The following is a 19,135-nucleotide window of genomic DNA, read 5'->3' on the forward strand; positions in this document are numbered from 1 at the left end:
TCGATATGAACGCAAAAGTCTGGCTGGTTGGCGCTGGCCCCGGCGACCCCGAGCTGCTGACGCTGAAGGCGGTCAAGGCGCTGAAGCAAGCCGAGATCGTGATGATCGACGACCTGGTCAACCCCGCCGTGCTCGAGCATTGTCCCGGCGCACGCATCGTCTCGGTGGGCAAGCGCGGCGGCTGCCGCTCCACCCCGCAGACGTTCATCCATCGCCTGATGCTGCGCTATGCGCGCCAGGGCAAGTGCGTGGTGCGCCTTAAAGGCGGCGATCCCTGCATCTTCGGCCGCGGCAGCGAGGAAGCCGACTGGCTCAATGCTCATGGCATCGAAGTGGAGTTGGTCAACGGCATCACTGCCGGTCTGGCCGGCGCCACCAATTGCGGTATTCCCCTCACCCTACGCGGCATCGCGCGTGGCGTATCCCTGATCACTGCCCATACCCAGGACGACAGCTCGCTGAACTGGCACGCACTGGCGCAAAGCGGAACCACGCTGGTGATCTATATGGGCGTGGCCAAGCTGGCGGATATCCAGGCCGGCCTGCTTTCCGGCGGCATGAGCGGCGAGATGCCGGTGGCGATGATCGAGAACGCCTCGCTGCCTGAGCAACGCGAGTGCCGCAGCAGCCTGGCCACGATGCAGGATGATGCCGCAGCGTTTGCCCTGAAAAGCCCGGCCATCCTGGTGATCGGCGAAGTCGCCCGCGCCAGCAGCGAGGTCGGCCTGCCCCAGCTTCTACACGCCTGAGCAATCCGGTTCTGCTTGCCTGCCCGCCGTCTCAGGCGGGCTTTTTTATCCCGGAATAGAAAAACCCGGCCGAGGCCGGGTTTTTCTTACAGCACCAGAAGCATTACTGCTGGATCTGGGCTTCTACTTCAGCTTCAACACGACGGTTGACAGCGCGGCCGGAATCAGTGGCGTTGTCAGCTACCGGGCGGGTTTCGCCATAGCCAACAGCATTGACGCGGCTACCGTCTACACCGTACTGGTTGACCAGCACGTTACGTACGGCATTGGCACGACGCTCGGACAGACCCTGGTTGTAAGCGTCGGAACCGACGGAGTCGGTGTGACCTTCAACGGTGGTAGTGGTCTGCGGGTACTGGTTCATGAAGTCAGCCAGGTTCTTGATGTCACCGTAGCTTTCTTCTTTCACGCGGTCTTTGTCGAAGTCGAACTTGACGTCCAGCTCGACACGAACGGTTTCCATAGCCGGCTCCGGAGCAGGCTCGGGCATCGGCTCGGGTGCAGCAGCTACGACCGGAGCCGGAGCAGGCTTGCTGCCGCCACCGAAGTTCAGACCAACACCCACGCCGGCTTGCCATTCGGTGTCGCCCTGGTCGATGTTGTACAGAGCGTCAACGCCGGCACGGGCGTAGAACATTTCGGTGAAGTAGTACTTGGCACCAGCGCCAGCGATGGCCAGAGTGGAGTGGTTACGACCACCGCCGTTGGCGTCACCGATGCTCTGATGGCCGAAACCGGCAGAGACGTAAGGACGCAGACCAACGCCCGGCTGACCGAAGTGGTAGATGGCCTTCAGGTCGGTCAGGTTGCCTTTGATGTCCTTGCTGCCACGAGAGCCTTCGCCACGCAGATCGTGGTACTCGCCATAGGACAGCGCCAACTCGACGTCGTCGGTCAGGTAGTAGCCGATGCTGCCACCGAACAGGTTGCCTTCGTCGTGAGCGAAATCACGCTGAGAGTCGGTGAAGTAGCGATTGACGAAGCCCTCCACCTCGACAGCGCCTTGGCCTTGCGCCAGCGCGCCGAAGGAGGTTGCGGCAACGAGAGAGCCAATGACTACGCCCAAGGTGTTTTTTACTTTCATCCGTTAAATCCCCATCTTGGTGGTTAATAAGTCACCGTTAACTTCAGTCGGCAACTTGGCGGCGAGTTTATCAGGTTTCGCCACTCCCTTAGTGGTCTGGAAGCTGAACTAAGTTTCGGACGTTTCCGAAAATTTATCCCGCAACCGATCCAATGCTCGCTTGTAACGCATCTTCGTTGCGCTCAAGCCCATGTGCATGATGTCGGCAATCTCTTGAAACTCAAGTTCTGCGACAAAACGTAGCACCAGAATCTCGCGGTCGATCGGGTTGACGTGAACCAACCACCTATCCAGACCGCCTCGCTCCTCGACTTTCGGTGTTTTCTCGTCGGAAGCTTCTTCGAGCGGATCCAAACTCAAGGCGTCAATCAATCGACGCTTGCGCCGCTCTTTTCGATACTGAGTAATGCATTCGTTATAGGTAATGCTGTAAAGCCAGGTCTTGAACTTGGATTTACCCTCAAAGTTCTTAAGGCCATAAAGAACTTTGAGCATCACTTCCTGACAGACATCGTCAGCGTCCCTTTCGTTCCCCAGATAGCGCGCACAAACGTTAAATAATGTTCGTTGGTAGCGTCGCATCAGCTCTTCATAAGCACGAGTGATGTGAAACAGCTCGTCGTGGGCGCGCGCCACCAGCTCTTCATCGGTGAGCTCGCGGGGGTCGTAGCGCGTGGGCAGGGTTTGAGCTTTGTTCAAAACGAGTCGGGCCGACGGTCAGGACGAAAAGTGCCCGACAGGTCACGCCTGCCGGGCAGCTGCATAAAATAACAGATTGGCGTCAGCGACTGTTCACGCGTTGCTCGAGCATCACTCGATTGGCTACCGATACCAGCTCACCGGTATCGGTCAACAGGGTGGTTTTCACTGTGCCGATCTCTTCGATCTGGCCTTCGACCTCACCAACCTGCACTTGTTGCCCGACCTGGTATAGCTCGCGTACGTAGATGCCGGCCAGAATCTGGCTGGCGATATCACGGCTACCAAGACCCAGCGCCAGCGCCACCGCCAGACCGACGGAGATCAGCACGATGGCGATGACATTGTTGAGCAGATCGGTCTTGACCTCCAGCTGGCCGATGGCCACGGAAATGCTGATGATGATCACCAGCCCCTGCGCCACGCGCCCCAGACCATTGGCGTACTCGAGGCCTACGCCTTCGGCAGCGCCGCGTACCAGGCTGCTGACCAGTTGCGCCAGGAGCACGCCAGCCAGCAACACCAGGGCTGCACCGAAGACCTTCGGCAGATAAAGCGCCAGGACGTCGAGGGTTGCCGAAACCCGCTGCAGCCCCAGCGACTCGGCAGCGGAAACCAGGAAGATCAGGAGCACGAACCAGTAGACGATCTTGCCAATCAGGGTCGAGACCGAGGCGTGGATGCCGACGCGAGCCAGCAACTTGGTGAGGCCGGTGCCCATCATCAGGCGATCCAGCCCAACCTTGCCGAGCAGTTTGGACAAAAGCGTATCGAGCAGCTTGGCGACGACGAAGCCGAGCAGCACCAGCACCAACGCAACGAACAGGTTGGGAATGAATCCGGCAACCTTGGTCCACAGTGCGGTCATCGCGGAGATCAGGCTTTGGGTCCAGGGATCGAGTTCCATTTCAGTCAGCCTTATCAGCAGAAGCAGAGGATTGGGTACGGCGCGATACCGGCGCCACATGCGCCGAACCGCTGTTCAGGGCGATCATCAGAGCCTGCGCCCAGTGGCCCATCAGGCTGAACAGATCGCCCGCGCCAACCTGCCGGTTGGCGGTCTTGAGGACCCGGTGCAGACAGGCATCGTCGTCATGGCTGGACGGCGAGGACCTGAGCAAATCGCGTAGAGACTCTTCGAATGGATCGTGCATGCGCACCTCACGGGATGTCACGGCTAGACGCAGTAGCCAGCGGATGAGTCACACATCACAACCAACGCCAGCGGCGAAAAAGCAGCAATTGCCCCACTGCCAGAATGATCATCAGGCCACAGGCCACGAAGAAACCGATCGGGCTTTCGGAGCCTGGAATGCCGCCAACGTTGATACCCAACAGACCTGTGAGGAAGGTCAACGGCAGGAACAGCCCGGTGATCACGGTGAAGCGATACATGATGCGATTCATCCGCTCACCCAGACGCCGACTCTCAGCCTCCAGCACCAGACCGACGCGCTCGCGGAGCAGCTCCAGTTCCTCGAGATAGCGAGTCAGTCGGTTGTTCAGCTCGTTCCAATAGTCGTCGTCGTCCTCGACGAACCAGGGCTGGCGGTTGCGCGCCAACTGAGCATAGAGATCGCGCTGCGGCGCGAGAAAGCGCCGCAAGCTGGCCGCTCGCCGACGGACCTGCAGCATCAGGCCGTGATCGGGGCGATAACGTTCATCGTCATCGAGAGCATCCTCTTCACCGTCGAGCAGCTCGCTGAGTTCGGTAACCAGATCATCGACACGGCTGGTCAGGTGGCGAGCCAGTTCCAGCAGCAACTCGGAGGACGTTTTCGGGCCCTTTCCCGCAAGCAGGTCGGCAATAAGTGCGTCAGTTGCGAGCAGCGGCCGCAGGCGCAACGAAATGACCCGTCGGGCATCGGCAAAGATGCGCACCGACACCATGTCTTCGGGCTCGGCGCCAGGATTGCGATTGACCCCGCGCAGAAAGATCAGCATCTCGTTGTCCGGCAACGGCAACAGACGCGGCCGGGTGTTCTCTTCCAGCAGCAGATCGCAGCTGAACTCATCCAGCCCACTGCTCTCGCGCAACCAGCGCTGCGACTGCATCTGGCTACGATCCCAGTGCAACCACAGGCTCTCATGCTCGCCCAGCTGCAGGCTGTCCAGCTCCTCGCGGCTGATGCTACGCGCACCGCCGCGACCATCGAGTACGAAGGCGTGCAACAGTGCCGATTCCTGATCCTGCATCAGCTTATTCCGGCATGTTCAGAGCTTGCGGGGACACGATCACGCCGTTGTTGTCGGCATACAGGTACTCGCCCGGTTTGAAGGTCACGCCGCCAAAGGTAACCGGCACATTCAGGTCACCGATACCGCGCTTGTCGGTCTTCATCGGGTGGCTGGCCAGCGCCTGCACGCCCAGGTCAGTCTGCGCGATCACGTCGACGTCACGAATGCAGCCGTACACCACGATGCCTTCCCAGCCATTCCTGGCGGCCTTCTCGGCCAGCATGTCGCCCAGCAGCGCACGACGCAGCGAACCGCCGCCATCGACGACCAGCACCTTGCCCTGGCCGGGCAGATCGACCTGCTCTTTCACCAACGAGTTGTCCTCATGGCACTTGATGGTGACGATCTGCCCGCCGAAGGAGTCGCGGCCACCATAGTTGGCGAACATCGGCTCGACGACCTGGACCAGCTCTGGATAGGCATCGCACAGATCAGGGGTGATGTAATGCATGACGGAACTCCTTTCGACAATGGATGAACGGCAAGCAAGCGACAGCCCCGGAAATGACCATCGACGCACGAGGCGTCACATATTACCGGTAAGCACCCGCCGAAGAAACGTTACGACAGCTCAGACACCCGCGATAGAGACTTGCTCGGCACATTCACTTGTGAGCTGCAGATGCCGCAGCCATTGCTCGACCAGCGGCCAGACTTCGCGCTGCGCTTCCTTGCTGACCAGCATTTCGATATGCCCGAAGTCGCTGCTAAAGCCCTTGTCCTTGCCCAGCAGCAGAAAATGCCTCGGCGCAGCACTGCATTGCTCCAGAAGTTTGCGGCAGGCCCAGGCCGGATCCTGATGATCGGCTGCAGCCGCCACGGCCAGCACCGGTACGTGGACCTGAGCGAGCCCCGCCCACCAGTCCTGTTCACCATCACCGAAACGCCCGAACAACCTGAGCCAGCGCAGGGTTTCCAGCGCCAGACCGATAGGCTCATCTTCAGGCCCGCGCTTCAGGCGCCGCCCGGAAAGATAGGGAAAGGCACGCAGCAGCAGCAGGCGGGCGCCCCACTCCACCGGCGGCACCTTCAGCGGCCAGTAGATACGGCTGATCTGACTGCCGAACAATGCTGCCGAGCGAACGCGCGCTTGTCCGAGGCAACCACCACCGAGCGCTGCAGCCAGAATCACCCCGCCCAGGGAGTGGCCGATCCAGTGAGCGGGCTGCCCGGTCTGTTCGAAGATGAAAGCCTCGATGGCAGGCAGGTCGTAGCGCACGTACTGGGCGACGTTATTGTCGCGATAGCCTTCGTTGCGTGGCGACAGGCCGTGGCCACGCATTTCGGCGATCCACACGTCAAACCCGGCACGCGCCAGGTAAGCGCCCAGGCCGATGCCTTTCGGCGAATACCAGAAACGTCGGTTGGAAAAACTGCCATGCAGCAACACCACGGGCACCCCGCGCGCGGCTTCGGCACCTCCCAACCCCACACGGGTCAGCGCCAGCTCGACGCTGGAGTCCGGGCTGTTGTTGGGTTTGAGGAGATAGACGTCTTCGCTGAGGTCACCGCGTAGTTCGGCGCTGATCAGAGCAACGGGGAAAAGCTCACTACTGCTTTGCATGGATCGGAGAACCGCAATGGCGCTGTGCCACAAAGAGAAACGAAGCCCTTAAAAAGCCGTCGGAGCGACGTTCGAATCGCTGGCGACGGCTCGGGAGTGACCAGCAAAAAGGGCGGGTTCGACCCGCCCTTCTTCTGGTTCGGCAACTGGTATCAGGCAGGCTGCGCTTCGGCCAGGAAGAACCAGGTATCGAGTACCGAATCCGGGTTCAGCGACACGCTTTCGATGCCCTGTTCCATCAACCACTTGGCCAGATCCGGGTGGTCCGACGGGCCCTGACCGCAAATGCCGATGTACTTGCCGGCCTTGTTGCAGGCAGCGATGGCGTTGGCCAGCAGCTTCTTCACGGCCGGATTACGCTCGTCGAACAGGTGGGCGACGATACCGGAATCGCGGTCCAGGCCCAGGGTCAGCTGGGTCAGGTCGTTGGAACCGATGGAGAAGCCGTCGAAGAATTCGAGGAACTCCTCGGCCAGCAGCGCGTTGGACGGCAGCTCGCACATCATGATGACTTTCAGACCATCCTGACCGCGGGCCAGGCCATTGCTGGCCAGCAGCTCGACAACTTGCGAGGCCTCGCCCAGGGTACGCACGAAGGGCACCATGATTTCGACGTTAGTCAGGCCCATCTCGTTGCGCACTTTCTTCAGCGCACGGCATTCCAGCTCGAAGCAGTCGCGGAAGGATTCGCTGATGTAACGCGAGGCACCGCGGAAGCCCAGCATCGGGTTTTCTTCTTCCGGCTCGTACAGCTTGCCGCCGATCAGGTTGGCGTATTCGTTGGACTTGAAGTCCGACAGGCGCACGATGACCTTCTTCGGCCAGAAGGCGGCGGCCAGGGTGCTGATGCCCTCGACCAGCTTCTCGACGTAGAAGTCGACGGGGTCACCGTAGCCGGCGACGCGCTTCTCGACACTGTCCTTGATCTCCGGCGGCAGGCTGGAGAAGTTCAGCAGTGCCTTGGGGTGCACGCCGATCATGCGGTTGATGATGAATTCCAGGCGGGCCAGGCCTACACCCTCGTTGGGCAGCTGGGCGAAGTCGAAGGCGCGGTCCGGGTTGCCGACGTTCATCATGATCTTGAACGGCAGTTCGGGCATGGCATCGACCGAGTTCTTGCGGATGTCGAAGCCCAGTTCGCCTTCGAAGATGAACCCGGTATCGCCCTCGGCGCAGGAGACGGTGACACCCTGGCCATCCTTCAGCACGCTGGTGGCGTTGCCGCAGCCGACCACGGCCGGAATGCCCAGCTCACGGGCGATGATCGCCGCGTGGCAGGTACGACCACCGCGGTTGGTGACGATGGCGCTGGCGCGCTTCATCACCGGCTCCCAGTCCGGGTCGGTCATGTCGGAGACCAGCACGTCGCCCGGCTGCACCTTGTCCATCTCGGACACGTCGTGGATCACCCGCACCTTGCCGGCGCCGATGCGCTGACCGATGGCGCGGCCTTCCACCAGCACGGTGCCCTTCTCTTTCAGCAGGTAGCGCTCCATCACGGTGGCGCTGGAGCGGCTCTTCACGGTTTCCGGACGGGCCTGCACGATGTACAGCTTGCCGTCGTCACCGTCCTTGGCCCACTCGATGTCCATCGGACGGCCGTAGTGTTTCTCGATGATCAGCGCCTGCTTGGCCAGCTCGCTGACCTCGGCATCGGTGATGCAGAAGCGCGCACGCTCGGCACGGTCGACTTCGACGGTCTTGACCGAACGACCGGCCTTGGCCTCGTCGCCGTAGATCATCTTGATCGCCTTGCTGCCCAGGTTGCGACGCAGGATCGCCGGGCGGCCCGCTTCCAGGGTCGGCTTGTGCACGTAGAATTCGTCGGGGTTGACCGCGCCTTGCACCACGGTCTCGCCGAGGCCGTAGGCGCCGGTGATGAACACCACGTCACGGAAGCCGGACTCGGTATCGAGGGTGAACATCACACCAGCGGTGCCGGTTTCCGAGCGCACCATGCGCTGCACGCCAGCGGACAGGGCGACCAGCTTGTGGTCGAAGCCCTGATGCACGCGGTAGGCGATGGCACGGTCGTTGAACAGGGAGGCGAAGACTTCCTTGGTGGCGCGGATCACATTGTCCACGCCGCGGATGTTGAGGAAGGTTTCCTGCTGGCCGGCAAAGGAGGCGTCCGGCAGGTCTTCGGCGGTGGCAGAGGAACGCACGGCCACGGCCATATTGTCGTTGCCGGCGCTCATGGTGGCGAAGGCTTCACGAATCTGCTTGTCCAGCTCGGCCGGGAAGTCGGCTTCCATCACCCACTGGCGAATCTGTGCGCCGGTCTTGGCCAGGGCGTTGACGTCGTCGACGTCGAGCGCGTCGAGGGCAGCGTGGATCTGAGCGTTCAGGCCGCTTTGCTCGAGGAAGTCGCGATAGGCCTGAGCCGTAGTGGCGAAACCGCCTGGAACCGAGACGCCGGCACCTGCCAGGTTGCTGATCATCTCGCCGAGGGATGCGTTTTTGCCCCCCACATGCTCTACATCGTGGACGCCGAGCTTATCGAGGGAAACTACGTACTCTACCAAGGTGATCTCTCCACTAACAGTGTTGGAAAAGCTTAGTGGGCTGCGCAATGTCGAGCGACCGAAGTCGCGCGATTGTGGCCTTGCCCTTGAATAAGTAACAATGCCTAAACCCCGTGGGGCCGGCTAAAAACGCGGCCTATCATAGCCAAGAATCGATCTCAGCTTAAGGCCTTTGGCGCAAATGAAACGAACCGCTTTCTTCATCTCCGATGGCACCGGCATCACGGCCGAAACCCTGGGTCAGAGCTTGCTCGCGCAGTTCGAGAATATTCAATTCACGAAACTTACGCGTCCTTATATCGACAGTGTCGATAAAGCGCGCGCCATGGTACAACAAATCGATGCTGCCGCCGAAAGGGACGGCGTACGTCCGATCATCTTCGACACCATCGTCAATCGCGATATTCGTGCGATCCTCGATACCGCAAATGGTTTCATGATCGATATCTTCTCCACCTTTCTCTCACCTCTGGAGCAGGAACTGAGTTCGCACTCCTCCTACTCCGTCGGCAAGTCGCACTCCATTGGCCAGAATTCCAACTATATGGAGCGTATCGAGGCGGTGAACTTCGCCCTGGATAACGACGACGGTGCGCGTACCCACTATTACGACAAGGCCGATCTGATTCTGGTCGGTGTTTCGCGCTGCGGCAAAACGCCCACCTGCCTGTACATGGCCATGCAGTACGGCATTCGCGCTGCCAATTACCCGCTGACCGAAGACGACATGGAGCGCCTGCAGCTACCCGATTCGCTGAAAAAGTACCGCGAAAAACTGTTCGGCCTGACCATCGATCCGGATCGCCTCACCGCCATCCGCCACGAGCGCAAACCCAACAGCCGCTATGCCAGCTACGCCCAGTGCGAGTTCGAAGTGCGCGAAGTGGAGAGTCTGTTCCGTCGTGAAAACATCGCCTTCATAAATTCCACGCATTTCTCGGTGGAGGAGATCTCCGCCAAGATCCTGGTGGAAAAAGGCGTTGAAAGGCGCCTCAAGTAACTGCCGCAAGCACCTGTTTATAAAGGAAAAAGGCTCGAAATCTCGAGCCTTTTCTCATTTCGGAACCTAGAAACTTTCAGCGGGCACCCGCACCCAGCCTTCCATCAGGATGCGTGCGCTGCGACTCATCACCGCCTTGGTCACCGTCCACTGGCCGTCGACCCGCCTGGCCTGGGCGCCGACACGCAGGGTGCCGGACGGATGACCGAAACGTACCGCCTCGCGCTCGCCGCCACCGGCAGCCAGGTTAACCAGCGTGCCGGGAATCGCCGCCGCCGTGCCGATGGCCACCGCGCAGGTGCCCATCATCGCGTGGTGCAGCTTGCCCATGGACAGCGCACGCACCAGCAGATCGACCTCGCCGGCTTTCACGTCCTTGCCGCTGGATGTGCGGTAGTCCTTGGCCGGGCTGACGAAGGCGATCTTCGGGGTGTGCTGACGTGTCGCAGCCTCCTCGGCCGTTTTGATCAGCCCCATGCGCAGTGCACCGGCAATGCGGATCTGCTCGAAACGCGCCAGTTGCGCCGGGTCGCCGTTGATAGCCTCACGCAGCTCGGTGCCCTGATAACCGATGTCTTCGGCATTGACGAAGATCGTCGGAATACCGGCGGTGATCATGGTCGCCTTGAAGGTACCGATGCCCGGCACTTGGAGGTCATCGACCAGGTTACCGGTGGGGAACATCGAGCCGCCCTCCTCGCCATCGTCGGACGGGTCGAGGAACTCCAGCACGATCTCCGCCGCCGGGAAGGTCACGCCGTCCAGCTCGAAATCACCGGTTTCCTGTACCTGGCCATTGCTGACCGGCACATGTGCGATGATGGTTTTCTGAATATTGGCCTGCCAGATGCGCACTACGCAGGTGCCGTTAGCGGGAACCCGCGCGGGATCGACCAGGCCGGCATGAATGGCGAAGGCGCCGGCCGCCGTGGACAGGTTGCCGCAGTTGCCGCTCCAGTCGACGAAAGCCTTGTCGATGGACACCTGGCCGTAGAGGTAATCGACATCGTGATCGGGCTGAGAGCTTTTCGACAGGATCACGCATTTGGAGGTGCTCGAGGTGGCGCCGCCCATGCCGTCGATATGCGCCGAATAGGGGTCGGGGCTGCCGATTACGCGCATGAACAGCGCATCGCGCGCCGCGCCCGGCACCTGGCAACGCTCGGGCAGATCCTGGAGGCGGAAGAACACGCCTTTACTGGTGCCGCCACGCATATAGGTGGCGGGGATTTTTACTTGCGGCAGATAAGCCATAGCTGCAGTCCTGATAGGGAATGATGGTGCTCCCCGGATTTCATCCGGGCTACCGGCTTTTCGTAGGAGCGAGCTCTGCTCGCGAACGAAGCTTCGTTGTGCGGCGATTCGCGAGCAGAGCTCGCTCCCACAGAGTGCACCTGCCCGCTCGCGGGCAGGTCGTTACATCAGGCCACCGCGCCTTCGAGGAAGTCCTTGGCGAAGCGCTGCAGCACGCCGCCGGCCTTGTACACGCTGACATCCGCAGCCGTATCCAGGCGGCAGGTCACCGGCACCCGCACCACCTCGCCGTTGCGGCGATTGACCACCAGGGTCAGGTCGCAGCGCGGCGAGATATCGCCTTCGACGTCGTAAGTCTCGGTGCCGTCCAGGCCCAGGGTCAGGCGGGTGGTGCCCGGCTTGAACTCCACCGGCAGCACGCCCATGCCCACCAGGTTGGTGCGGTGGATGCGCTCGAAGCCTTCGGCCACGATCACTTCCACACCCGCCAGACGCACGCCCTTGGCCGCCCAGTCCCGCGATGACCCTTGGCCATAGTCGGCACCGGCAATGATGATCAGGTTCTGCTTGCGGTTCATGTAGGTTTCGATGGCTTCCCACATGCGCATCACCTGGCCCTCGGGCTCCACGCGCGCCAGCGAACCCTTCTTCACCTGCCCGTCGACCACGGCCATTTCGTTGACCAGCTGCGGGTTGGCGAAGGTGGCGCGCTGGGCGGTCAGGTGGTCGCCACGGTGGGTGGCGTAGGAGTTGAAGTCCTCCTCCGGCAGGCCCATTTTCGCCAGGTACTCACCGGCAGCCGAGTCCGCCAGGATGGCGTTGGACGGTGACAGGTGATCGGTGGTGATGTTGTCCGGCAGGATCGCCAGCGGCCGCATGCCCTTGAGCGTGCGCTCGCCGGCCAGCGCGCCTTCCCAGTAAGGCGGGCGGCGGATATAGGTGGACATCGGCCGCCAGTCGTACAGCGGGCTCTCGGCCTCCTTCACCGTCCCGAGGTCGAACATCGGGATGTAGATCTGCTTGAACTGCTCGGGCTTGACGCTGGAGGCGACTATGGCGTCGATTTCCTCGTCGCTCGGCCACAGGTCCTTGAGCGTCACGGGATTGCCAGCCGCATCATGGCCGAGCACATCCTGCTCGATATCGAAGCGCACGGTACCGGCGATGGCGTAGGCCACCACCAGCGGCGGCGAAGCGAGGAAGGCCTGCTTGGCGTACGGGTGGATGCGCCCGTCGAAGTTGCGGTTGCCCGAGAGCACGGCGGTGGCGTACAGGTCGCGCTCGATGATTTCCTTCTGGATCGCCGGATCCAGCGCGCCGGACATGCCGTTGCAGGTGGTGCAGGCGTAGGCGACGATGCCGAAGCCGAGCTTCTCCAGCTCCGGCAGCAGGCCGGCCTCTTCCAGGTACAGCTTGGCGACCTTCGAGCCCGGTGCGAACGACGTCTTCACCCAGGGCTTGCGTACCAGGCCCAGCTCGTTGGCCTTTTTCGCCAGCAGACCGGCAGCGACCACGTTGCGCGGGTTGGAGGTGTTGGTGCAGCTGGTGATGGCAGCGATGATCACCGCACCGTCAGGCATCAGGCCCTGAGCCTCTTCGGCCCAGCCTGCGGCCAGCTTGGCCTCGTCGGCAATGCCACGCTCATGCAGCGCCGAGGTCGGCAGCCGCCTGTGAGGGTTGGACGGCCCGGCCAGGTTACGCACCACGGTGGACAGATCGAAACTCAGCACCCGCTCGTACTCGGCGCCCTGCAGGGCGTTGGCCCACAGACCGGTGGTCCTGGCGTAGTTTTCCACCAGCGCCACCTGCTCCGGCTCGCGGCCGGTGAGCTTGAGGTAGTCGATGGTCTGGCCGTCGATATAGAACATCGCGGCGGTGGCGCCGTACTCCGGGCACATGTTGGAGATGGTGGCGCGGTCGCCGATGGACAGGCTGTCGGCACCCTCGCCGAAAAACTCGACCCAGGCACCCACCACGCGTTCCTTGCGCAGGAACTCGGTCAGAGCCAGGACGATATCGGTGGCGGTGATGCCCGGCTGACGCTTGCCGGTCAGCTCGACGCCGACGATATCCGGCAGACGCATCATCGAGGGATGACCGAGCATCACCGTCTCGGCCTCCAGGCCGCCGACACCGATGGCGATCACGCCCAGGGCATCGACGTGCGGGGTATGCGAGTCGGTGCCGACGCAGGTGTCGGGGAAGGCGATGCCGCCGCGCGCCTGGATCACCGGGCTCATCTTTTCCAAGTTGATCTGGTGCATGATGCCGTTGCCGGCCGGGATCACGTCGACGTTCTTGAACGCGGTCTTGGTCCAGTCGATGAAATGGAAGCGGTCCTCGTTGCGGCGATCTTCGATCGCGCGGTTCTTCTCGAAGGCGTCCGGATCGAAGCCCGGCGCCTCGACGGCCAGCGAGTGATCGACGATCAGTTGGGTCGGCACCACCGGGTTGACCTTGGCCGGGTCACCGCCCTGCTCGGCGATGGCATCGCGCAGACCGGCGAGGTCGACCAGCGCGGTCTGGCCGAGGATGTCGTGGCAGACCACGCGCGCCGGGTACCAGGGAAAGTCCAGGTCGCGCTTGCGATAGACCAGTTGTTCCAGCGAGGCAGTCAGATCCCGCGGATCGCAGCGGCGCACCAGCTGCTCGGCGAGCACGCGCGAGGTGTAGGGCAGCTTGTCCCAGGCGCCGGCCTGGATCGCCTCGACCGCCTCACGGGCATCGAAGTAATCCAGCGCGGTGCCGGGCAGGCGCTTGCGGTATTGGCTATTCACGGTGTCATTCATCTTACTTACGGTCCTTGAGCGGCACGAACTTCAGGTCTTCTGGGCCTGTGTAGTTGGCGCTCGGGCGGATGATCTTGCCGTCGATACGCTGTTCGATGACGTGGGCGGACCAGCCGGCGGTGCGGGCGATGACGAACAGCGGGGTGAACATGGCGGTGGGCACACCCATCATGTGGTAGCTCACGGCGCTGAACCAGTCGAGGTTGGGGAACATCTTCTTGATCTCCCACATCACGCTTTCCAGACGCTCGGCGATGTCATACATCTGGGTGTTGCCCTGTTCCACGGACAGCTCGCGGGCCACTTCCTTGATCACCTTGTTACGCGGATCGCTGACGGTGTAGACCGGGTGACCGAAGCCGATCACCACTTCCTTGCGCCCTACTCGCTCGCGGATGTCGGCCTCGGCTTCTTCCGGGCTGTCGTAACGCTTCTGCACCTCGAAGGCCACCTCGTTGGCGCCGCCGTGCTTGGGCCCGCGCAGCGCGCCGATGGCGCCGGCGATGCAGCTGAACAGGTCGGAGCCGGTGCCGGCAATCACCCGCGAGGTGAAGGTGGAGGCGTTGAACTCGTGTTCGGCATACAGGTTGAGCGAGGTGTGCATGGCGCGCACCCAGGACTCGCGCGGCTTCTCGCCGTGCAGCAGGTGCAGGAAATGTCCGCCGATGGAGTCGTCGTCAGTTTCCACGTCGATGCGCTTGCCGTTGTGGCTGTAGTGATACCAGTACAACAGCGCCGACCCCAGAGAGGCCATCAGCTTGTCGGCAATGTCGCGGGCGCCGGGGTGGTTATGGTCGTCCTTCTCCGGGGCCAGACAGCCGAGTACGGACACGGCGGTGCGCATCACGTCCATCGGGTGCGCCGAGGGCGGCAGTTGTTCCAGCGCGGCCTTGACCCCGGCCGGCAGGCCGCGCAGGGCCTTGAGCTTGGCCTTGTAACCGGCCAGTTCGGCGACGTTGGGCAGTTTGCCGTGCACCAGCAGGTGGGCGATTTCCTCGAACTCGCAGCGATTGGCGAAATCGAGCACGTCATAGCCGCGGTAGTGCAGGTCGTTACCGGTGCGGCCAACGGTGCACAGCGCGGTGTTGCCGGCGGCGGTGCCGCTCAGGGCGACGGATTTCTTCGGCTTGAAGCCTGGAGTGGTTTCAGTCGAGCTCATGGTCATCTTCTTATCTCTTGTTCTAGGTGCGTGGCCAGACAGCAATCCGGCAACCACGCCAACCAATCCCCGGATTGCATCCGGGCTACAGCCTTATTTCTTGCCGGCGGCAAACAGCGCGTCGAGCTTCTGCTCGAAGGCGTGGTAGCCGATACGGTCGTACAGCTCGGCGCGGGTCTGCATCAGCTCGATCACGTCCTTCTGGTGGCCGTTCTGGCGGATCGAGGTGTAGACACTTTCTGCCGCCTTGTTCGCCGCGCGGAACGCCGACAGCGGGTAAAGCTGGATGGCCACCCCGACCGAAGCCAGCTCCTCGCGGGTGAACAGCGGCGTGGCACCGAATTCGGTGATATTGGCCAGCACCGGCACCTTCAACGCCTCGACGAAGCGCTTGTAAGTGGGCAGATCGTAGGCCGCCTCGGCGAAGATGCCATCGGCACCGGCCTCGACGTAGGCCTGGCAACGCTCGATGGCGGCGTCCACACCCTCGGCCTGGATCGCATCGGTGCGGGCGATGAGGAAGAAGTCCGGGTCGGTCTTGGCGTCAGCAGCAGCGCGCACGCGATCGCACATTTCCTCGGTGGAAACGATTTCCTTGCCCGGACGGTGACCGCAACGCTTGGCACCGACCTGGTCTTCGATATGCGCAGCGGCGGCGCCAGCCTTGATCAGGTTCTTGACGGTGCGCTCGATGTTGAAGGCCGAAGGTCCGAAGCCGGTGTCGATGTCTACCAGCAGCGGCAGGTCGCAGACATCGGTAATGCGGCGTACGTCGGTGAGCACGTCATCGAGGGTATTGATACCCAGATCCGGCAGCCCGAGCGAGCCGGCCGCGACACCACCACCGGACAGGTAGATGGCACGAAAGCCTGCGCGCTTGGCCAGCAGCGCATGGTTGGCGTTGATCGCGCCGATTACCTGCAGCGGTTGCTCTTCGGCGAGGGCCTGGCGGAAGCGCTGGCCGGCGGAAAGCTGAGTCATGTATCACCTCGGGGCTTGGATGAAGTGGCGAGCGCTTCCTTGTAGTGGCGCTCGATATTGCGCTTGGAGGCGCCGATGTGGCGGCGCATCAGCAGTTCGGCCAGTTCGCCGTCACGTTCGGCGATGGCATCGAGAATGCGGTGATGTTCGGCGAAGGCCTGGTGCGGCCGATTGGGCGTGGCGGAAAACTGCAGGCGGTACATGCGCACCAGCTGGTAGAGCTCGTCACACAGCAGTTTGGCCAGGGTGCGGTTACCGCTGCCCTGGATGATCCGGTAGTGGAAGTCGAAGTCGCCTTCCTGCTGGTAGTAGCCGACGCCCGCCTTGAAGGCGGCGTCCTGCTCGTGCAACTCCAGCACCCGGCGCAGCTCGTCGATCTCCTGCTGGGTCATGCGTTCGGCGGCCAGACGACAGGCCATGCCTTCGAGGGATTCGCGGATCTCGTACAGCTCTACCAGTTCGGCATGGCTGAGCGATACAACGCGCGCGCCCACATGCGGCACGCGCACCAGCAGCTTCTGCCCTTCCAGGCGATGGATCGCCTCACGCAACGGGCCGCGGCTGATGCCGTAGGTACGCGCCAACTCAGGCTCGGAGATCTTGCTGCCGGGGGCGATATCACCTTTGACGATGGCAGCCTGGATCAGGCGGAAAACATGTTCGGAAAGTGTTTCCGAATCCACCTGAGGCGATGTGGGCGCTTCCGATTCAAGCAGCATGATTGTCGACACCAAGAGCTTTCAGTGGCAATAAAACTACGCCACAAAGCCAAAACCGTCAAAGCAGACCAAAGTATTGTCGACAATATTTTATGAATGTCGAGCCAGTCGAGCCTTGACCTTACTTGCAGAAAGCTACATAACCTGCTGTCAGCACGGAAAATCCCCATGTTAGAATCCGCGCACTTACGCCCGGCTAACGCCTTCTGTCATGCCTGCTAGACTTCCCGGCAGACAGTTATATGGCAGTCTGCCGCCAGACACTGTTGCTCACCCGCCCCTGGCAATACCTTCTCAAGGACACATGAGACTGAAACCCTTCTCCTTGTTGCTCTGCCTGCTGACCTTGTCCTGCCCGGCTCTGGCCATGGGCAAGTCGATCTATGGCCTGAACGAATACATTCACATAGAGGAACTGGACCTGCAGGTAGCCGCCAAGCTCGACACCGGCGCCAAGACGGCGTCCCTCAGCGCCCGCGACATCAAACGCTTCAAGCGTGACGGAGAAACCTGGGTGCGTTTCGTGCTGGCCATCGATGACGCTCACGAGCGAACCATCGAGCGTCCGCTGGCGCGCATCAGCAAGATCAAACGCCGGGCAGGCGACTTCGATCCCGAAGAAGACAAGACTTATACGGCACGCCCGGTAATCGACCTTGAACTGTGCATGGGGCAAACCCTGCGCACGATCGAAGTGAACTTGACCGACCGAAGCGCATTCCAATACCCGCTTTTGATCGGCTCCGAAGCGCTCAAGCACTTCGAAGCCATGGTCGATCCAAGCCTTAAATACGCGGCCGGCAAACCCGACTGCACCGACGACGCAACCCCTGGCGAGTAATTCCCATGCGCTCTCTGAACCTGCATCTGAAAGTCCTGATCACCCTGCTGGTGACTCTGGGCGTTCTGATTACGGCATACCAAATCTTCATCCTCGGCATCCCGGTGACCGAAGACGAGACCGACGATCTGTGGAACATCGACGCCAAGGTCGAATTTCAGGCGACCCCGCGCGAGCCGGTGAAACTGCAGATGTTCGTGCCGCCGCTGAACCAGGATTACGTGAGCCTCAACGAGAGCTTCATCTCCAACAACTATGGCGTCAGCGTCAACCGTGTCGACGGCAACCGCCGCGTCACCTGGTCGGCCCGTCGCGCCAGCGGTAAGCAGACCCTCTACTATCGCCTGGTCCTGACCAAGCGTTACAGCGGTGAGCAGCCACCCGCCAAAGGCCCGATCTTCCGTGACAGCCTGCCGGTAGAAGGCCCCGAGAAAATTGCCGCAGAAGCATTGCTCGCGCCGATCCGCCAGCACTCGGCGGATGTCGAGACCTTCATCAGCGAAACCATCAAGCGCGCCAACAACGTCAACGACGACAACGTCAAGCTGCTGCTGGGCGGCGACGCATCCACCGCCAACAAGGCCAAGGTAGTCGACCTGTTGCTGTCCATCGCCCACGTACCGATGGAGCGCGTGCACACCATTCGCCTGCAGGCCGAGGTCGCGCAGTCGCCCGAGCTGTGGCTGCGCAGCTTCAACGGCCAGAAATGGCTCTACTTCAACCCGGAGACCGGCGAGCAAGGGCTGCCGGCCGATCGTCTGGTGTGGTGGATAGGTGACGAAGAGCTGGTCAGCCTCGAGGGCGGGCGCCAGGCACAAGTCAGCTTCAGCCTGAACAACAGCGAGATGAACGCCATCCGCCTGGCCAAGCTGACCGACGAGAACACCGACGCCAGCTTCCTCGAATACTCGCTGTACGGCCTGCCGCTGCAGACCCAGCAGACCTTCATGATCATGGTCATGATCCCGATCGGCGTGCTGGTCATCCTCATCCTGCGCAACCTCGGCGGCCTGCAGACCCTGGGCACTTTCACCCCGGTACTGATCGCCCTGGCCTTCCGCGAAACCCAGCTGGGCTTCGGCATCTTCCTGTTCACCGTGATCACCACGCTCGGCCTCTCGCTACGCTCCTATCTGGAGCACCTGAAGCTGCAGATGCTGCCGCGCCTGTCGGTGGTGCTGACCTTCGTCGTGGTGCTGATCGCCGCCATCAGCCTGTTCAGCCACAAGCTGGGCCTGGAGCGCGGTCTGTCGGTAGCGCTGTTCCCGATGGTGATTTTGACCATGACCATCGAACGCCTGTCGATCACCTGGGAAGAACGCGGCGGCAGCCATGCCTTCAAGGTCGCCATCGGCACCCTGTTCGCCGCCACCATCGCGCACCTGCTGATGATGGTTCCGGAGCTGGTGTACTTCGTGTTCACCTTCCCGGCGGTCCTGCTGATCCTGGTGGGTTTCATGCTGGCGATGGGTCGTTACCGCGGCTACCGCCTGACCGAGCTGTTCCGCTTCAAAGCCTTCCTCAAGGACTAAG

At 61.9% G+C, this 19,135-nt stretch carries 17 protein-coding genes; 4 read left to right on the forward strand and 13 right to left on the reverse strand.

All coding sequences use genetic code 11. The annotated features are described in order from the left end of the window. Positions 1-5 precede the first annotated feature (5 nt). A complete protein-coding gene (gene cobA, locus DXK50_RS17745) occupies positions 6-749 on the forward strand; it encodes a uroporphyrinogen-III C-methyltransferase (protein ID WP_212631241.1) in 744 nt (247 codons plus the stop codon). A gap of 103 nt (positions 750-852) precedes the next feature. Here cobA and DXK50_RS17750 read toward each other — a convergent pair whose 3' ends face one another. The 8 genes from DXK50_RS17750 to ppsA form a co-directional block, all read right to left on the reverse strand. Then, the gene (locus tag DXK50_RS17750) at positions 853-1,833 is read right to left on the reverse strand and encodes an OmpA family protein (protein ID WP_161867057.1); all 981 of its coding nucleotides are present in this window, start codon (positions 1,831-1,833) and stop codon (positions 853-855) included. 108 nt (positions 1,834-1,941) lie between these two features. Beyond that, complete coding sequence (sigX, locus tag DXK50_RS17755) at positions 1,942-2,532, reverse strand: RNA polymerase sigma factor SigX (protein WP_161867056.1); 591 nt, start codon at positions 2,530-2,532, stop codon at positions 1,942-1,944. Positions 2,533-2,614: 82 nt separating this feature from the next. Next, complete coding sequence (locus DXK50_RS17760) at positions 2,615-3,439, reverse strand: mechanosensitive ion channel family protein (RefSeq protein ID WP_013715734.1); 825 nt, start codon at positions 3,437-3,439, stop codon at positions 2,615-2,617. 1 nt (position 3,440) lies between these two features. Continuing rightward, entirely contained in the window at positions 3,441-3,686 is a 246-nt protein-coding gene (locus tag DXK50_RS17765; protein ID WP_161867055.1) for a CrfX protein, read from the reverse strand. A 55-nt stretch (positions 3,687-3,741) separates the two neighbouring features. Continuing rightward, positions 3,742-4,728: a zinc transporter ZntB gene (locus tag DXK50_RS17770; RefSeq protein ID WP_212631242.1), complete on the reverse strand. Its 987-nt coding sequence runs from the start codon at positions 4,726-4,728 to the stop codon at positions 3,742-3,744. A 4-nt stretch (positions 4,729-4,732) separates the two neighbouring features. Next, positions 4,733-5,221 carry a ribonuclease E activity regulator RraA gene (rraA, locus tag DXK50_RS17775; protein ID WP_161867053.1) on the reverse strand — a complete coding sequence of 163 codons (489 nt, stop codon included), beginning with the start codon at positions 5,219-5,221 and terminating at the stop codon, positions 4,733-4,735. A 120-nt stretch (positions 5,222-5,341) separates the two neighbouring features. Next, positions 5,342-6,334 carry an alpha/beta fold hydrolase gene (locus DXK50_RS17780; protein ID WP_212631243.1) on the reverse strand — a complete coding sequence of 331 codons (993 nt, stop codon included), beginning with the start codon at positions 6,332-6,334 and terminating at the stop codon, positions 5,342-5,344. 152 nt (positions 6,335-6,486) lie between these two features. After that, the gene (ppsA, locus tag DXK50_RS17785; RefSeq protein ID WP_161867051.1) at positions 6,487-8,859 is read right to left on the reverse strand and encodes a phosphoenolpyruvate synthase; all 2,373 of its coding nucleotides are present in this window, start codon (positions 8,857-8,859) and stop codon (positions 6,487-6,489) included. A 181-nt stretch (positions 8,860-9,040) separates the two neighbouring features. On the opposite strand from ppsA, the gene ppsR reads away from it, so the two are divergent. Then, positions 9,041-9,859: a posphoenolpyruvate synthetase regulatory kinase/phosphorylase PpsR gene (gene ppsR, locus DXK50_RS17790; protein ID WP_161867050.1), complete on the forward strand. Its 819-nt coding sequence runs from the start codon at positions 9,041-9,043 to the stop codon at positions 9,857-9,859. A gap of 66 nt (positions 9,860-9,925) precedes the next feature. Here the strand turns inward: ppsR and prpF are convergent, their stop codons facing one another. From prpF to DXK50_RS17815, 5 genes are all read right to left on the reverse strand, one after another. Further along, positions 9,926-11,113, reverse strand: coding sequence for a 2-methylaconitate cis-trans isomerase PrpF (gene prpF / locus DXK50_RS17795; RefSeq protein WP_212631244.1), 1,188 nt, complete (start codon positions 11,111-11,113; stop codon positions 9,926-9,928). 167 nt (positions 11,114-11,280) lie between these two features. Further along, positions 11,281-13,890 carry a Fe/S-dependent 2-methylisocitrate dehydratase AcnD gene (acnD, locus tag DXK50_RS17800; RefSeq protein WP_212631325.1) on the reverse strand — a complete coding sequence of 870 codons (2,610 nt, stop codon included), beginning with the start codon at positions 13,888-13,890 and terminating at the stop codon, positions 11,281-11,283. A gap of 13 nt (positions 13,891-13,903) precedes the next feature. Beyond that, positions 13,904-15,061, reverse strand: a complete 1,158-nt coding sequence (gene prpC, locus DXK50_RS17805; RefSeq protein WP_212631245.1) for a bifunctional 2-methylcitrate synthase/citrate synthase — start codon at positions 15,059-15,061, stop codon at positions 13,904-13,906. Positions 15,062-15,154: 93 nt separating this feature from the next. Further along, on the reverse strand, positions 15,155-16,042 hold the full coding sequence (prpB, locus tag DXK50_RS17810) for a methylisocitrate lyase (protein WP_161867047.1): 888 nt from the start codon (positions 16,040-16,042) through the stop codon (positions 15,155-15,157). Continuing rightward, positions 16,039-16,761: a GntR family transcriptional regulator gene (locus tag DXK50_RS17815; RefSeq protein WP_161867046.1), complete on the reverse strand. Its 723-nt coding sequence runs from the start codon at positions 16,759-16,761 to the stop codon at positions 16,039-16,041. Before DXK50_RS17815 ends, prpB begins: the two co-directional genes overlap by 4 nt. Positions 16,762-17,065: 304 nt before the next feature. Between DXK50_RS17815 and rloA the strand changes: the two genes are divergently transcribed. Both rloA and rloB read left to right on the forward strand, forming a co-directional pair. After that, a complete protein-coding gene (rloA, locus tag DXK50_RS17820; RefSeq protein ID WP_161867045.1) occupies positions 17,066-17,602 on the forward strand; it encodes a retropepsin-like aspartic peptidase RloA in 537 nt (178 codons plus the stop codon). A 5-nt stretch (positions 17,603-17,607) separates the two neighbouring features. Further along, on the forward strand, positions 17,608-19,134 hold the full coding sequence (rloB, locus tag DXK50_RS17825) for an osmotic stress tolerance membrane protein RloB (RefSeq protein ID WP_161867044.1): 1,527 nt from the start codon (positions 17,608-17,610) through the stop codon (positions 19,132-19,134). Position 19,135: the final 1 nt, after the last annotated feature.

Origin of the sequence: Pseudomonas sp. KB-10, from assembly GCF_018221585.1 — a bacterium.
GTDB lineage: Bacteria > Pseudomonadota > Gammaproteobacteria > Pseudomonadales > Pseudomonadaceae > Aquipseudomonas > Aquipseudomonas yangonensis.

Coding starts and splice junctions, on each gene's coding strand:
- cobA (WP_212631241.1), top strand. CDS start 6: ATGAACGCAAAAGTCTGGCTGGTTGGCGCTGGCCCCGGCGACCCCGAG.
- DXK50_RS17750 (WP_161867057.1), bottom strand. CDS start 1,833: ATGAAAGTAAAAAACACCTTGGGCGTAGTCATTGGCTCTCTCGTTGCC.
- DXK50_RS17760 (WP_013715734.1), bottom strand. CDS start 3,439: ATGGAACTCGATCCCTGGACCCAAAGCCTGATCTCCGCGATGACCGCA.
- DXK50_RS17765 (WP_161867055.1), bottom strand. CDS start 3,686: ATGCACGATCCATTCGAAGAGTCTCTACGCGATTTGCTCAGGTCCTCG.
- DXK50_RS17770 (WP_212631242.1), bottom strand. CDS start 4,728: ATGCAGGATCAGGAATCGGCACTGTTGCACGCCTTCGTACTCGATGGT.
- rraA (WP_161867053.1), bottom strand. CDS start 5,221: ATGCATTACATCACCCCTGATCTGTGCGATGCCTATCCAGAGCTGGTC.
- DXK50_RS17780 (WP_212631243.1), bottom strand. CDS start 6,334: ATGCAAAGCAGTAGTGAGCTTTTCCCCGTTGCTCTGATCAGCGCCGAA.
- ppsR (WP_161867050.1), top strand. CDS start 9,041: ATGAAACGAACCGCTTTCTTCATCTCCGATGGCACCGGCATCACGGCC.
- prpF (WP_212631244.1), bottom strand. CDS start 11,113: ATGGCTTATCTGCCGCAAGTAAAAATCCCCGCCACCTATATGCGTGGC.
- prpC (WP_212631245.1), bottom strand. CDS start 15,061: ATGAGCTCGACTGAAACCACTCCAGGCTTCAAGCCGAAGAAATCCGTC.
- prpB (WP_161867047.1), bottom strand. CDS start 16,042: ATGACTCAGCTTTCCGCCGGCCAGCGCTTCCGCCAGGCCCTCGCCGAA.
- DXK50_RS17815 (WP_161867046.1), bottom strand. CDS start 16,761: ATGCTGCTTGAATCGGAAGCGCCCACATCGCCTCAGGTGGATTCGGAA.
- rloA (WP_161867045.1), top strand. CDS start 17,066: ATGAGACTGAAACCCTTCTCCTTGTTGCTCTGCCTGCTGACCTTGTCC.
- rloB (WP_161867044.1), top strand. CDS start 17,608: ATGCGCTCTCTGAACCTGCATCTGAAAGTCCTGATCACCCTGCTGGTG.